A 14737-nucleotide genomic window follows, 5' to 3' on the forward strand; every position below is an offset into this window, starting at 1 on the left:
GTTATATGGTAATGCGCGGTGAGAGTAGTCCGACTATCATTCCTGATGAACAAATGGCCCGTTTCCGTTTTATGCTCGACTATTCCGAAGAGGCAATCTGTATGAATAGCGCTCCTTTGGCACGTGGTGAAAAAGTACGTGTTGTCAAAGGTCCTTTGACTGGTCTTGTAGGAGAGCTTGTCACGGTGGATGGCAGAAGTAAGATTGCTGTCCGGTTGAATATGCTGGGGTGCGCTTGTGCGGATATGCCGGTTGGGTATGTGGAAAAGATTGAAAATCAAGTTGCTGTATAAAAATGAATTATTGCATCAACTAAATGGGGCTTAATATTAAACTTTATTCATGAAATAATTATTCGAATGAATTATATATTTATAATCTTAGCTTTTGTTATTTCTGTCTGTATAGCGTTATTTGTCATACCTCGCATATTACTAATTTCTCTTCGTAAGAGATTATTTGATATACCAGATAAACGTAAAATCCATACATGTGCCATTCCACGTTTGGGGGGAGTTTCTTTTTTTCCAACGATATTATTTTCTTGTTGTTTGGTATTGGCATTCCGTACTATAACAGGATATTATATTTCAGATTTACATGCAACTTGTTTTTTATTGGAATGTTTGTTTTTAGTCTGTGGGTTGACTCTTTTATATTTGACAGGAATTACAGATGACCTTATTGGAGTGCGTTATCGCCAAAAGTTTGTGATACAAATTCTCTGTGCTTGTTTTTTTTCTATCGCAGAGCTTTGGATAAATGACTTATATGGGTTATTGGGAATATATGCAATTCCAAATTGGATTGGTATTCCTTTTACTATATTGACCATTGTTTTCATTACTAATGCTATTAATTTAATAGATGGAATTGATGGATTAGCATCAGGATTGAGTAGTGTTGCGCTTTTGGTCTTTGGCCTTTTGTTTATAGAGAAAGGGCTGTGGATGTATAGTATGCTTGCGTTTAGTACCTTAGGTGTATTAGTTCCTTTCTTTTATTATAATGTTTTCGGTAATGCAGAACGGGCACGGAAAATATTTATGGGAGATACCGGCAGCTTAACTTTGGGGTATATACTAAGTTTTCTTGCTATCAAATATAGTCAGAACAATCCTGAGGTAATTTCTAATACCAAAGGTACTTTTCTTATAGCCTTTAGTACATTAATAATTCCAGCTTTTGATGTGATTCGTGTGGTAATGGTACGTTTGCGTAATGGAAAGAGCCCTTTTGAACCAGATAAGAATCATATTCATCATAAATTTTTGGCAATGGGATTTACACCCCGTAAAGCTATGATTATTATAATATTAATATCCTGTGCATTTAGTGTTGTAAATATTTTATTGATACCATGGGTGAATAATACTGTGATATTGATAGGAGATATTGTAGCCTGGATTGCTTTAAATCTTTGGTGGGATAAAGTGAGAGATAAGCGCACACATTTAAACAGATTATATTAAAATGAAAGGTATTGTTTTAGCCGGTGGATCTGGTACTCGTTTGTACCCTATTACCAAGGGAGTTAGTAAGCAGCTTCTTCCCATATTTGATAAACCGATGATTTATTATCCCATTTCGGTTTTGATGCTTGCAGGTATTCGTGAGATTTTAATAATTTCTACTCCGTATGACCTTCCTGGTTTTCAACGATTATTAGGTGATGGTTCTGATTTCGGTGTCCGTTTTGAATATGCAGAACAACCTTCGCCTGATGGTCTTGCGCAAGCATTCATTATTGGAGAGGAATTTATTGGTGATGATTCGGTTTGCTTGGTACTAGGAGATAATATTTTTCATGGTCAGGGGCTGACTTATATGCTAAAAGAAGCTGTACGCATGGCTGAAGAAGAAAACAAAGCTACTGTATTTGGCTATTGGGTATCAGATCCCGAACGTTATGGAGTTGCGGAATTTGATAAAAACGGTAATGTATTAGGATTGGAAGAAAAGCCTGTTCACCCAAAATCAAACTATGCTGTAGTGGGCCTTTATTTCTATCCCAATAAAGTGGTTAAAATAGCAAAGAATAGCAAGCCATCTGCACGTGGAGAATTGGAAATAACTACAGTAAACCAATGTTTCTTGGATACTAAAGAATTAAAAGTCCAACTTTTAGGACGTGGTTTTGCATGGCTTGATACTGGTACGCACGATTCTTTATCAGAGGCTAGTAATTTTATTGAAGTGATAGAAAAACGTCAGGGGTTAAAAATAGCTTGTTTAGAAGGAATTGCTTTTCGGAAAGGCTGGATTACTCCTGAAAAAATGATGGCATTGGCACAGCCGATGTTAAAGAATCAATACGGGAAATACTTGATGAATGTAATAGATGAATTAAAAGAGAAATAGAAAGATGAAGCGGAATATATTGATTACTGGTGGTGCAGGATTTATTGGAAGCCATGTTGTTCGCTTATTTGTGAATAAATATCCTGAGTATCATATTATAAATTTAGATAAGTTGACTTATGCTGGAAATTTAGCTAATTTGAAAGATATTGAAGGTCAGCCGAATTATACTTTTGTAAAAGCTGATATTTGTGACTTTGAGAGAATAATACAGCTTTTTAAACAGTATAATATTGATAGTGTGATACATTTGGCAGCAGAAAGCCATGTTGATCGTAGTATTAAAGATCCATTTATTTTTGCACAAACGAATGTGATGGGTACCCTTTCATTATTACAGGCAGCTAAGTTGGCTTGGGAAACTTCAGAAACGGGATATGATCATAAACTTTTTTATCATATTTCAACAGATGAAGTATATGGTGCATTAGATTTTGACGGAACATTCTTCACTGAACAAACAAAATATCAGCCACATAGTCCTTATTCTGCTAGCAAGGCTGGTAGTGATCATTTCGTACGTGCTTTTCATGATACATATGGAATGCCTGTTATTGTTACCAATTGCAGTAACAATTACGGGCCTTATCAATTTCCCGAAAAGCTTATACCTCTTTTTATTAATAATATCCGTCATGGTAAAGCCTTACCGGTTTATGGTAAGGGTGAGAATGTACGTGATTGGTTGTATGTAGTAGATCATGCACGTGCTATTGATATCATTTTTCATAAAGGAAAAATAGCTGAGACTTATAATATTGGTGGTTTCAATGAATGGACAAATATTGATTTAATTAAGGTTATCATTAAAACTGTGGATCGGTTATTGGGTAATCCGGACGGTACTTCCGAAAAGTTGATTACATATGTAGCTGACAGAAAAGGACATGATTTACGCTATGCTATTGATTCTAATAAGTTGAAAAAAGAATTAGGATGGGAACCGTCTTTGCAATTTGAGGAAGGTATTGAAAAAACTGTTCGCTGGTATTTGGAAAATAACGAATGGATGGAAAATATAGCGAGTGGAGAGTATAATAAGTATTATGAAAGTATGTACAAAATATAAAAGTTATGAATGTATCAGATTGTAGGTTGATTGATCTTCCAAAATTTTTGGATAAAAGAGGTAATCTCTCTTTTGCCGAGGAATTTAAGCATATTCCATTTAAAATAGAACGGACATATTGGATATACGATGTCCCTGGTGGAGAGAAACGTGGAGGGCATGCATATAAAGAAAATCAGGAATTTATTATTGCACTTTCCGGTAGTTTTGATGTGCTCTTGGATGATGGTAAAGAGAGGAGAAAAATCCATTTGAATCGTTCATACTATGGATTGTACGTACCAAAGCAGATATGGAGACAGATGGATAATTTTTCTACTAATTCGTTAGCTTTAATATTATCTTCAACTCCATATGGAGAAAATGATTATATACGTGATTACGAAACTTTCAAAAATACTGCATTATGAGTAAAAATAGTACAGTCTATGACTGCACAATTATAGAGCTTGATAAGCATCACAGAGATGAAGGTAATATCACTGTGGTTGAAAATGTTAAAACTGTTCCATTTGAAGTAAAACGTACCTATTATCTATACGATATACCAGGTGGCGAGGCGCGTGGTGGACACGCTCATAAAGAATTGTTTCAGCTGGTGATAGCTGCTAGCGGTAGTTTTAATGTAACAGTTGATGATGGCAGTGTGAAACGTACCTTTTCATTAAATCGTCCTTATCAAGGTCTATATATTGTTCCGGGAATGTGGAGAGAACTGGATAACTTTTCATCTGGAGCAGTGTGCCTGGTACTTGCTTCAATGCCTTATGATGAAGCTGATTATATACGAATATATAAGGATTTCTTGGAGTATAAGAATACAAAATGAAAAAGCGGGTATTGATAATTGGTGGTAATGGACATGGTTCTGTTATTGCAGCTTGTATAAAAGATAATCAGAAAAACGGATACGATGAAGATATTGAAATCTGTGGTTTTGTGAACGATTTTGTAGATAATGTAGATGAGTATGCTGTTTTGGGAGGTACTGATAGAATTCAGCATTTTGTCGATGAAGGGTATTATTTTATATGGGGAATACATATGATAGGACGAAATGTCTTGACAGAAGAACTGTTTAAGAGACTAAATGTTCCATTGGATAGATTAGTAACAATAATACATTATACAGCATTTATTGGAGAGAACGTGGTTCTTCATCCAGGGGTAGTGGTCATGTGTCATGCATATATTGCTCCTCGAACAGAACTGGGCATAGGGACAATGGTAAAATCCAATACTTGTATCGGACACGATGTTAAATGTGGACCATTATGTCATTTTGCAATGGGTTCGATAACCGGTTCATTGGTGGTTATAGGTAAGTGTGCTGATGTTTCTATAGGTGCTACAGTTTTAGAAAAGAGAAAGATTGGCAATTTTGCTATGGCAGGAGCAAGAAGTTTGGTTACTCATGATATACCAGACTCTGAAATACATGTAGGGTTACCTGCAAAATTCTTGAGAAGAATTATGGAAGATTAATTCAATAATACTAGGAATGTCAGAAGCAATGGACACTGAAAACAGAAACTCGTATAAACAAAGCCTAAAAGCTACATCATTGTTTGGAGGGGTTCAAATCTTTAATATACTTATACAAATCATCAGGTCTAAATTTGCTGCAGTATTATTAGGCCCTGAAGGGATGGGGGTTATGGGATTGCTTAATTCTACCATTACAATGATTTCATCCTTTACAAATTGTGGTTTAGGGACCAGTGCCGTACGTAATATTGCAGAAGCTAACGGAGCCAATGATACTAAACGTATAGCTTTAATTATTTCTGTATTTAGGAGATTGGTTTGGATTACCGGATTGACAGGTGCATTGATTTGTTTGGTTTCAGCTTCATTGTTAAGTCAAGTGACATTTGGAAATACAGATTTTACTTTTGCTTTTATAATACTTTCATTCTCGGTTTTATTGATGCAATTAACTTCCGGGCAAAATGCTTTAATGCAGGGGATGCGGAAGTATCGTTATTTGGCGAAGGCCAATGTAGTTGGCAATGCAGTCGGTTTAATATTTATCATACCGTTATATTATTTTTGGAAGATAGATGCTATTGTCCCTGTTTTATTGTTTTCGAATGCTTTGATTTTTATCCTGTCTTATATATATGCCCGCAAAATAAAGATTGAGAAGGAAGAAATAACCATTACGGATATAAAAGTTGAAGGGCGAGATATGTTGAAGATGGGAGTGTTGATCAGTCTTCAGGGTATGTTGGCAATATTAGCTTCCTATTTCATTCGTATTTTCATAAGTCGTATGGGTTCTATTGATGATGTCGGGTTGTTCAATGCGGGGTTTACAATAGTCAACACATATGTTGGATTGGTATTTACGGCTATGGCAACAGATTATTATCCCCGATTGTCAGCGATAGCTTCGGATAATGACTCATTTGTTAGGGCGATTAATCAGCAGGCTGAGATTTCGTTACTGTTGCTTGCTCCAATAATTATTGCTTTTATCGCTTATATACGGGTAGCTGTAGTAGTACTTTATTCTACAAAGTTTATACCTACTGAAGGTATGATGTATTGGGCAATGGCAGCCATGTTTTTTAAAGCCATGGCGTGGAGTATGTCTTATGGTTTATTAGCGAAAGGTGATTCCAAAGTATACTTTTGGAATGAATTTATTACAGTTTGTTATGGATTAATTTTTAATATGATAGGGTATTACTATTGGGGATTAATAGGACTTGGCATATCATCATTCATTAAATATGGATTCTATTTTTTGCAGCTATGGATCATTTGTCGAATAAAATGTAATCTCAAATTTACCAGATCAATAATGAAATTATTTATACTATTTTCTTGTATCACTGCCATAGTCCTTACCTGCAAAATATTAATGTTTGGCTGGAGTGGATACGCAGTGGTGACAGTGTTTTTAGTTTTAACGACATATTATTCATATACGGGACTAGATCGTAGGATAGGGATTAGGCAGGTTATAATAAACAAATTACATCGTAAAAACTAATATGATGGATGATGAAGAAAATATTGCTCGAAATAAAACATTCAATAAATAAAAGAATCGGAAATGCTATAGAAAGTATATCATGTAGACTCTATTATCATTCAAAAAAGAACAGTTGGGGGCATTGTTTATATGCGATGAATAATATGGTTTTACGTTGTGTTTCGTTTGTACCGTTTGAAGTTGTTAGTCATCATGTCTATGCGAAATCGCATTTGACTTCATCTATAATACCACTTATTACTAATAGAGTAGGGTATACAAGTAAGTTAACCTATGAGTTGGAGCCTTTGAAGAAAGAACTGATATCAGTTCCGATGCAAGATATTTTTATTTATAAACATGAAGGTGTTAGAATACAAGGAAATTCCGATTTTATCTTAAATGTGAAAGAAAAGTGTGTAATTAACGACTTCTGTTATAATATGAACGATCGCTATGTGATGTTTGATGGGCTTTTATTGCGGTTAAAGAATAATGTTGCTGTTTTACGTAACGATGGCGGTATTGGGAAATGTCGTTATTTGAAGTCTGGAATTATGCTTTCAGGGAAATTTTCATGTAATTACTATCATGAATTGTATGAAATTCTCATTAAACTGCTTGTCTTCAACAGAATAAACATATCAAAAGATGCTCCGTTGATAATCGATGAAATCGTAATGAAAATAGATTCTTTTAAAAAGATTTTTGAGATTCTTAATGAAACCCAACGTGACATAATTACTATAGGAGAAAAAGAAATAGTAGAATTTGGTACTTTATATTCTCTTTCTGCTGTGAATTCTATTGCACCTCATTATAGAGATATTACTGATCCTGATCATTTATTTGGGTTTGTTTTTGATTGTCATTTAACATTGCAAATGCGTGATAAATTGCTCTTGTTTAAGTCTAATTTAGCAACTCCGAAACGCATTTTTCTGACACGGAAGAGTACAAAAAAGAGGCATTATAATGAATCTGAAGTTTGGGGAGTACTTAAAGAATATGGGTTTGAAGTTGTTGCTCCCGAAACATACACTTTTTGTGAGCAAATGGCCTTGTTTAATAATGCTGACTATATTGTGGGTGGTTCTGGAGCTGCATTTACAAATTTATTGTTTTGTCATAGCGGTTGTAAGGTTATTTGTTTTAGATCCATAAGAAACTATTCTCCAATATTTTCGACTATTGCTAATATTGTCGATGTTAAAATGCGGTATTTAGCTGGTATTTCTGATAGTACAGTAGATTTACATGCTGATTACATTGTCAGCACTGATAAACTGAAAAAAATGATTGATTATAATGAGGATTAAAAATAGTAATGACATAACTTATTTTATAGGAGGTATATTACTTTTGTTAACTCTAAGGCCATTTTTTACTTGGAGTCTAAGTGGGTCTTATGCGCAAATTGTATTTCTTTTCCCATTGGCGATTCTATTCTGGCGGAATTATAGAATGAATAGATTGAATGTGCTGTATCTGTTTTTCTTTGTTTTTACCCTTTTGTTAGCTTCTATTTCTCAAAATCGTAATCTGATAGGATTCTTTTTTATGATTATTTTGGCAGCAGTACCTTTTGGATCGAAAAGATTTATGGTTAACGTGTTTGATAGGTACAAAACGTTATATTCTATAATAATTGGAATATCCATTTTGGTATGGCTGTTACTTTTCTTTGGTATTCCTGTCCCTGGAAAAATAATAGCTCCTTTGAATGCTGTAAAAACATATAATTATATTGCATATCCATTTTTAGTTATTCCCAACTATTTAGGGGCAGGTCTTGATGTTTATTTTCAATCATTAAGATTTTGTGGCCCTTTTGATGAGCCGGGTGTTGTTGGTACTATCGCCGGACTTATGCTGTATATAGATAATTTTAATCTGAAGGATAAAAGGAATATATTTATTTTAATTTCTGGACTTCTTTCATTGTCTCTATTTTTCTATGTCCTTTCTGCCATTTTTTTAGTGTGTTTTTTATTTTCTAGAAATGTCAAGGTCGTATATAAATTCTTCATCTCTTCTTTAATGGCATTGTTAATTGTTTTTTCTATGCAAAATACAATGACTAGGTTGTTGATTTGGGATAGATTGGAATATGATAAAACACAAGGGATGATCAGTGGGGATAATAGGGCTGATAGTAGTTTAAAAAGTTATTTTAATTCTATTCAGGGTACAAGTCAATATTGGTGGGGGGTAGATAATAAGAGACAGTTGGCAAACTTCTCGGATAGTGCTGGTTATCGAAATGCAATTCTGTCCAATGGAGCTGTTGTCTGTATTATGTACCTGCTTTTCTTTGTTCTTTATGCCTTAAATCGTATAAAGTCCATATGGTATATTCTTATATTTATAACCTTGCTACTTGCTACATTATATCAGCGTCCTGGGTTATTTTCTGTTAATTATATCTTTCTATTTTCTATGTATATAGTAATGCACGACAAACGTGAAAATATAAAATTAAATCCATGATGCATATTTGTTATCTCACAGGGCTTTATTCTCGAAAAGACCCATTGATCTTTGACCGTCAGGGGAAGGCATTGGCAATGGCTGGCTATAAAGTTACTATTGTTGTTTGTGACTTAGAACCGAATGAAACAATTGATGGTATTGAGTTTATTTCGTGTAACTATAAGCCATGCTCGCGTATAGAGAGGATGCTGAATACCAAGAAATTTCTTTATAGGAAAGCACTGATGATAAATGCAGATGTATACCAAATTTCTGATCCGGAGCTATTATCTCTTGGGGTTAAATTGAAACATAAGGGATATAAAGTTGTATTTAATCTTCGTGAGTTTTATCCTGGCATCATTCATGATAAAGCATATTTGCCTAAAATGGCTCGTAATGTAATTGCAGTGCTGATGGAGAAATATCTGAAGTCATCTCTAAAGAAATATAATGCTGTATTTACTGTAACTGATGATACTGACAATCGCCTTGAAAAGTGGGGAATAAAGAATCATTATGTTATTAAAAATTTCCCTGTTGTATCTTCCAGGTTTACTTTATCCAAGGAGGAATATTTATCCCGTAAAAATGTTCTTGGATATATTGGAACAGTCTATTGGATTAGTTGTCAAAAAGAAGTATTAAAAGCTTTAGCGGAATTGCCGGATATCAAATATTATGTTGCAGGTGTGATTGAAGAAGGATATGTTGATGTTCTTGAAACTTTTCCAAACTGGAAGAATGTGGATTTTGCAGGGCCGTTTAAGAAAGAAGAGATATCAACAGTTTTTTCAAAAATGACTATTAGTAATACTCTTCGGGATTTTAGTCGGACAGGCAGTCCGAATGGATCTTTTGGTGTGTTGAAAATATTTGAAAGTATGGAGGCGGGGTTACCGGTGTTGCTTTCGGATGTGAAATGCTATCGTGAAATTGTAGAAAAATATAATTGTGGAATTTGTGTTGATCCACATAATTCGCAGCAAATAAAGGAGGCTATTCAATATTTAGTTGAAAATAAGGAAATGGCTTATCAGATGGGGCAAAATGGTCGGCGAGCAGTTTTAGAAGAGTATAACTGGGAAAGTCAGGCTAAACTATACATTGAAGTATTAACAAATATATAAAGCGAGGAATATATGATACACCCACTGGCTGACTGTCAAAGTAAATTAATTGGTGACGGGACTACTATATGGCAATTTTGTGTCATCTTAAATGGTGCTGTTATTGGAAGTAACTGCAATTTATGTGCCCATGTTTTTGTAGAGAATGATGTTATTATAGGTAACAATGTTACTGTAAAATCAGGAGTACAATTGTGGGATGGTCTAAGAGTAAAAGATAATGTTTTTATCGGAGCAAATGTCTCTTTTATTAATGATTTGATTCCTCGTTCAAAAGTCTATCCAAGTGAATTTTTAATGACGACACTTGAGGAACATTGTTCGATCGGAGCCAATTCTACAATAATGGGAGGATTGATTATTGGTGAGTACGCTCTTGTCGGGGCAGGAAGTGTTGTTACAAAAAATGTTCCGGCACATGAGATTTGGTTTGGTAATCCTGCATGTAAAAAAGGGTATATCACTAAAGATGGTATTGCTCTGGACTTAAATATGTGTGATAAAAATGGAGTTAAACATAAAATATAAAACGGATATGATTAAATTTTTAGATTTACAGAAAGTTACTGCAAAATATGCAGAAGAGATTCATGAAGCAGTATTGAGAGTCGTTGATTCAGGGTGGTATTTACAAGGCAAAGAAAATGCAATGTTTGAAACACATTATTCTTCATATATTGGTACTAAATATACTATAGGATGTGCTAACGGCCTTGATGCATTGATTTGGATTTTCCGTGCTTATATTGAAATGGGGATAATGAAACCTGGAGATGAAGTTATCGTTCCTGCAAATACCTATATTGCTTCTATTTTAGCCATTACTGAGAACGGACTCATTCCTGTGTTGGTTGAACCCAATCTGGAAACATATCAAATTGATGATTCTAAGATTGAAAAAGCTATAACTTCTCGTACAAGAGCTATACTTATAGTACATCTCTATGGTCAGTGTGCGTATACTGAGAAAATAGGAGAATTATGTGAAAAATATAATCTTAAGCTTGTAGAAGATAATGCGCAGGCACATGGCTGCAAATTTAATGGGAGAATGACAGGCTCGATAGGCGATGCTGCAGGGCATAGCTTTTATCCGGGTAAAAACTTAGGTGCATTAGGGGATGCAGGAGCTGTGACAACGAATGATGATGAGTTGGCACATATAGTAAGGTCGGTTGCTAATTACGGATCTGCAAAGAAATATGTTTTCCAATATGTAGGGCGTAATAGTCGTCTTGACGAAATTCAGGCAGCTATTCTTGATGTTAAACTCCGTTATCTTGATAATGATATACAATTAAGAAAAGAAGTTGCAAAATATTATATAGAAAACATTGAGAATCCAGCGATTATTTTGCCAATTGTGAAAGATTGGAATGCACATGTATTTCATCTTTTTACAATTCGTTGTGCAGATCGTGATGGCTTGCAACAATATTTAGCAGAGAATGATATTCAAACTAATATCCATTATCCTATTCCTCCTCATAAACAAGAATGCTATAAAGAATGGAATGATCTTAGCTTTCCAATTACAGAATTGATTCATGCTGAAGAATTGAGTATTCCAATGAGTCCTGTTATATCTATGGAAGAGGTTGAAAGGGTTGTAAAAGTGTTGAATGCTTGGAAGTAATAATCTTATGATGAAGAAAAAGACTATTTGGTTCATAAATAAAGATGCAGCACCTATTGAATTTTATGGCACTCATTTGAGAACAATAAAGTTGGCACAATATTTTCAATCAGAAGGCTATAATGTGAAATTGTTTTGTTCTAGTTATGTTCACAATAGAAACTTATGTTTGTCTGACTCTAATAAGACATTTGAAGAGAAAACTTATGATAATATCCCTTTTGTTTTAGTAAATGCAGGTTGTGGATCTACTAATGGGATAAGAAGGATTATATCATATTTTAGGTTTGCGGTTAAATTATTCATCCATAGAAAACAATTTGAGAAACCGGATGTGATAATTCATACATCTCGTATTCCTTTTGATATTCCAATTTATCAACTTGCTAAAAAGGTAAAAGCAAAATATATTGTGGATGTTACAGATTTATGGCCTGATTCATTCGTAAGCTTAGGCTTATTGGGAAAAAATAATCCATGCGTGAAAATTGCTTATTGTTTAGAACGATATATTTATAGTAAAGCAGACAACGTTGTTTTTTCTATGCCTGGTGCAGTTAATTATGTGAGAGAAAACGGATGGGATAGTGATCAGGGGGGGACAATTGATTTAAATAAATTGCATTATATAAATAATGGTATTGATTTGTCTGAGTTTAATGTTAACATGCAAAGATACAAAATAGAAGATTTTGATTTGGCAAACGATAAAACTTTCAATATTATTTATTTGGGAAGCATTCGATTGGCAAATAATCTTAAACTGCTTATAGATTCAGCTAAAATATTGCAGAATAATAGTGTGCAGGTCTTGATTTATGGTGATGGTGAGGATAGGGCTTTTTTAGAGCATTATTGTGAAGAACAACAGATTACAAACGTAAAATTTAAAGCAAAATGGACATCACCTGAGTATGTGCCATATATACTTTCAAAAGCAGATGTGAATGCTCTGAATTATTCTACTAATTTCGGGAAGTATGGTGGCAGTATGAATAAGATGTTTTTGGGACTGGCAAGTGGTAAACCATTATGTTGTAATGTGGGAATGCCATACAGTATCATATTAGAGGAGGGTGTCGGCATAGACTGTAAGTTAACTGATCCGCAGGATTATGCCGCTGCTATACTTTCGCTTAAAAACTTGCCTTCTGATGAGTATCAGACAATATGTAATAAAGCGAAAAAAGCAGCCGAAAAATATGATTATGCGAAACTATGCGTGAAATTTAAAGATGTCTGTAATTTGTAAATTGTTAGTAAAAAGATAATTAGTAAAAAACATGAAAATAACTTTAATTGGTGCGTCAGGTTTTGTCGGGACTCGTTTGATTACACTTTTGAAAAAAGCACAAAGATATGAGATGTTGAATATTGATTTGCAACAAAGTCGTTTCTTTCCAGAAGTTACAGCAATTGGTGATGTACGTGATCAGGATTATTTAGATAAGAAATTGGAAGGGGCTGAATGTGTTGTTTTATTAGCAGCACAGCATCGGGATGATGTTGTTCCGGTATCTCTTTATTATGATACAAATGTAGGTGGTATAGAAAAGACATTAAAAGCAATGGAGAAAAATAATATAAAACGAATCATTTTTTTTTCATCTGTTGCAGTATATGGTCTAAATAAAAAGAATCCAAATGAAGAATATCCGGCAGATCCGTTTAATCACTATGGGAAAAGTAAATGGCAGGCAGAGCAAATTTTGCATGAATGGTATAAGTTACATCCGGATTGGAATATTGATATTATTCGTCCAACAGTCATTTTTGGAGAACGTAACAGAGGCAATGTGTACAATTTATTAAAGCAAATTGCGAGTGGAAAGTTTCTAATGATTGGTTCTGGAAACAATAAAAAGTCAATGGCTTATGTCGGTAATGTTGTTGCTTTTGTAAAATACATGATTGATGAGGTTCGGACAGGTTATAATGTGTTTAATTATGTTGACAAGCCGGATTTTACAATGAATGAACTAGTGGCTCATGTGAGCAAAGTTATGAATAAACATATTCCGGCTACTCATTTCCCTTATTGGTTGGGCATGATAGGAGGATATTGTTTTGATATATTTGCTTGCATTACTCGTAAGAAATTGGCAGTAAGTTCTGTGCGTGTGAAGAAGTTTTGTGCAACAACTGAATTTGATGCTGCTAAAATACATTCTTCTGTTTTTAAAGCTCCTTATTCTTTAGGAGAGGGGCTGGCAAGAACTTTAGAGTTTGAATTTATATACCCCCCTACAGATGATATTACTTTTAAAAGTGAATAAGATGATAAGAATATGGAAAAAGTAAATAAACTAATATGTGTGATATTGTTGTCTTTTTTATTAGCAGCATGTCAATCTTATAAAAAGGTACCTTATTTGCAAGACGTGGAAGCAGTCAATCAAGCTACTCAGCAGGAAACTCTTTATGATGCAAAGATCATGCCGAAAGATTTATTGACAATTGTGGTTTCGTGTACCAGTCCGGAACTAGCTGCACCCTTTAACTTGACAATTGCCAGCCCGTCTAATTTATCAATACAGTACACTACTACTCAGCCTGTGTTACAACAATATTTGGTTGACAATGAAGGGAAAATATCTTTTCCAGTATTAGGAGCACTGACAGTTGGAGGGCTTACAAAGAAACAGGCAGAGCAGTTAATCGTTGATAAATTGAAGCCTTATATGAAAGAAAATCCTATTGTTACAGTACGTATGGTAAATTATAAGATATCAGTCATTGGAGAGGTTGCTCGACCGGGTACATTTACTATTTCTAATGAGAAGGTGAATCTATTGGAGGCATTGGCCATGGCTGGTGATATGACGGTATACGGTCTTCGTGATAATGTGAAGCTGATTCGTGAGGACGCAAATGGCAAACAGCAAATTGTCACTTTGGATTTAAATAATGCCGAAACGATTCTTTCACCTTACTATTGGTTACAACAGAATGATATTGTTTATATAACTCCCAATAAAGCAAAGGCTCGAAATTCTGATGTGGGCAATAGTACCAGCCTCTGGTTCTCCGCTACCTCTATCTTGGTATCCGTTGTCAGCCTATTAGTAAACATCTTAAAATAACGA

The 14737-nt window shown here is 34.4% G+C and carries 15 protein-coding genes and 1 pseudogene; all 16 read left to right on the forward strand.

The genetic code is table 11. The features are described from left to right. Nucleotides 1-293, forward strand: a pseudogene (locus BSCG_RS08880) (transcriptional regulator); the annotation flags it as partial. A gap of 66 nt (nt 294-359) precedes the next feature. Next, nucleotides 360-1472, forward strand: a complete 1113-nt coding sequence (locus tag BSCG_RS08875) for an MraY family glycosyltransferase (RefSeq protein ID WP_008776601.1) — start codon at nt 360-362, stop codon at nt 1470-1472. Nucleotide 1473: 1 nt separating this feature from the next. Then, nucleotides 1474-2361, forward strand: coding sequence for a glucose-1-phosphate thymidylyltransferase RfbA (gene rfbA, locus BSCG_RS08870; RefSeq protein WP_004309285.1), 888 nt, complete (start codon nt 1474-1476; stop codon nt 2359-2361). Nucleotides 2362-2365: 4 nt separating this feature from the next. Beyond that, a complete protein-coding gene (rfbB, locus tag BSCG_RS08865) occupies nt 2366-3430 on the forward strand; it encodes a dTDP-glucose 4,6-dehydratase (protein ID WP_004309284.1) in 1065 nt (354 codons plus the stop codon). Between the two features lie 5 nt (nt 3431-3435). Next, entirely contained in the window at nt 3436-3840 is a 405-nt protein-coding gene (locus BSCG_RS08860; protein ID WP_004300047.1) for a sugar 3,4-ketoisomerase, read from the forward strand. Continuing rightward, a complete protein-coding gene (locus tag BSCG_RS08855; RefSeq protein WP_004300044.1) occupies nt 3837-4259 on the forward strand; it encodes a sugar 3,4-ketoisomerase in 423 nt (140 codons plus the stop codon). The genes BSCG_RS08860 and BSCG_RS08855 overlap by 4 nt, the downstream gene beginning before the upstream one ends. Next, entirely contained in the window at nt 4256-4915 is a 660-nt protein-coding gene (locus tag BSCG_RS08850; protein ID WP_004309283.1) for an acetyltransferase, read from the forward strand. The genes BSCG_RS08855 and BSCG_RS08850 overlap by 4 nt, the downstream gene beginning before the upstream one ends. A 16-nt stretch (nt 4916-4931) precedes the next feature. Beyond that, nucleotides 4932-6431 carry an O-antigen translocase gene (locus BSCG_RS08845; protein ID WP_004300040.1) on the forward strand — a complete coding sequence of 500 codons (1500 nt, stop codon included), beginning with the start codon at nt 4932-4934 and terminating at the stop codon, nt 6429-6431. An 8-nt stretch (nt 6432-6439) separates the two neighbouring features. Continuing rightward, on the forward strand, nt 6440-7732 hold the full coding sequence (locus BSCG_RS08840) for a glycosyltransferase family 61 protein (protein WP_004309282.1): 1293 nt from the start codon (nt 6440-6442) through the stop codon (nt 7730-7732). Between the two features lie 145 nt (nt 7733-7877). Continuing rightward, nucleotides 7878-8903, forward strand: coding sequence for a hypothetical protein (locus BSCG_RS08835; protein WP_234116470.1), 1026 nt, complete (start codon nt 7878-7880; stop codon nt 8901-8903). Then, the gene (locus BSCG_RS08830) at nt 8900-10015 is read left to right on the forward strand and encodes a glycosyltransferase (protein WP_004309280.1); all 1116 of its coding nucleotides are present in this window, start codon (nt 8900-8902) and stop codon (nt 10013-10015) included. Before BSCG_RS08835 ends, BSCG_RS08830 begins: the two co-directional genes overlap by 4 nt. Before the next feature lie 12 nt (nt 10016-10027). Then, entirely contained in the window at nt 10028-10543 is a 516-nt protein-coding gene (locus BSCG_RS08825) for an acyltransferase (RefSeq protein WP_004300033.1), read from the forward strand. Between the two features lie 7 nt (nt 10544-10550). After that, nucleotides 10551-11651, forward strand: coding sequence for a DegT/DnrJ/EryC1/StrS family aminotransferase (locus BSCG_RS08820; RefSeq protein ID WP_004309278.1), 1101 nt, complete (start codon nt 10551-10553; stop codon nt 11649-11651). Nucleotides 11652-11658: 7 nt separating this feature from the next. Beyond that, nucleotides 11659-12903 (forward strand): glycosyltransferase family 4 protein, encoded by a 1245-nt coding sequence (locus tag BSCG_RS08815; RefSeq protein WP_224262691.1) that lies wholly within the window; start codon nt 11659-11661, stop codon nt 12901-12903. Between the two features lie 31 nt (nt 12904-12934). Beyond that, the gene (locus BSCG_RS08810) at nt 12935-13927 is read left to right on the forward strand and encodes an NAD-dependent epimerase/dehydratase family protein (protein ID WP_004300024.1); all 993 of its coding nucleotides are present in this window, start codon (nt 12935-12937) and stop codon (nt 13925-13927) included. A 12-nt stretch (nt 13928-13939) separates the two neighbouring features. Beyond that, entirely contained in the window at nt 13940-14734 is a 795-nt protein-coding gene (locus BSCG_RS08805; RefSeq protein ID WP_004309275.1) for a polysaccharide biosynthesis/export family protein, read from the forward strand. The last annotated feature ends 3 nt before the right edge of the window (nt 14735-14737 follow it).

The sequence above is a fragment of the Bacteroides sp. 2_2_4 genome (assembly GCF_000157055.1).
Classification (GTDB): Bacteria; Bacteroidota; Bacteroidia; order Bacteroidales; family Bacteroidaceae; genus Bacteroides; species Bacteroides ovatus.

What these genes read in the sequence shown, in the direction of transcription:
- BSCG_RS08875 (WP_008776601.1), top strand. Translation starts at nt 360, where the DNA reads ATGAATTATATATTTATAATCTTAGCTTTTGTTATTTCTGTCTGTATA.
- rfbA (WP_004309285.1), top strand. Translation starts at nt 1,474, where the DNA reads ATGAAAGGTATTGTTTTAGCCGGTGGATCTGGTACTCGTTTGTACCCT.
- rfbB (WP_004309284.1), top strand. Translation starts at nt 2,366, where the DNA reads ATGAAGCGGAATATATTGATTACTGGTGGTGCAGGATTTATTGGAAGC.
- BSCG_RS08860 (WP_004300047.1), top strand. Translation starts at nt 3,436, where the DNA reads ATGAATGTATCAGATTGTAGGTTGATTGATCTTCCAAAATTTTTGGAT.
- BSCG_RS08855 (WP_004300044.1), top strand. Translation starts at nt 3,837, where the DNA reads ATGAGTAAAAATAGTACAGTCTATGACTGCACAATTATAGAGCTTGAT.
- BSCG_RS08850 (WP_004309283.1), top strand. Translation starts at nt 4,256, where the DNA reads ATGAAAAAGCGGGTATTGATAATTGGTGGTAATGGACATGGTTCTGTT.
- BSCG_RS08845 (WP_004300040.1), top strand. Translation starts at nt 4,932, where the DNA reads ATGTCAGAAGCAATGGACACTGAAAACAGAAACTCGTATAAACAAAGC.
- BSCG_RS08840 (WP_004309282.1), top strand. Translation starts at nt 6,440, where the DNA reads ATGATGAAGAAAATATTGCTCGAAATAAAACATTCAATAAATAAAAGA.
- BSCG_RS08835 (WP_234116470.1), top strand. Translation starts at nt 7,878, where the DNA reads ATGAATAGATTGAATGTGCTGTATCTGTTTTTCTTTGTTTTTACCCTT.
- BSCG_RS08830 (WP_004309280.1), top strand. Translation starts at nt 8,900, where the DNA reads ATGATGCATATTTGTTATCTCACAGGGCTTTATTCTCGAAAAGACCCA.
- BSCG_RS08825 (WP_004300033.1), top strand. Translation starts at nt 10,028, where the DNA reads ATGATACACCCACTGGCTGACTGTCAAAGTAAATTAATTGGTGACGGG.
- BSCG_RS08820 (WP_004309278.1), top strand. Translation starts at nt 10,551, where the DNA reads ATGATTAAATTTTTAGATTTACAGAAAGTTACTGCAAAATATGCAGAA.
- BSCG_RS08815 (WP_224262691.1), top strand. Translation starts at nt 11,659, where the DNA reads ATGATGAAGAAAAAGACTATTTGGTTCATAAATAAAGATGCAGCACCT.
- BSCG_RS08810 (WP_004300024.1), top strand. Translation starts at nt 12,935, where the DNA reads ATGAAAATAACTTTAATTGGTGCGTCAGGTTTTGTCGGGACTCGTTTG.
- BSCG_RS08805 (WP_004309275.1), top strand. Translation starts at nt 13,940, where the DNA reads ATGGAAAAAGTAAATAAACTAATATGTGTGATATTGTTGTCTTTTTTA.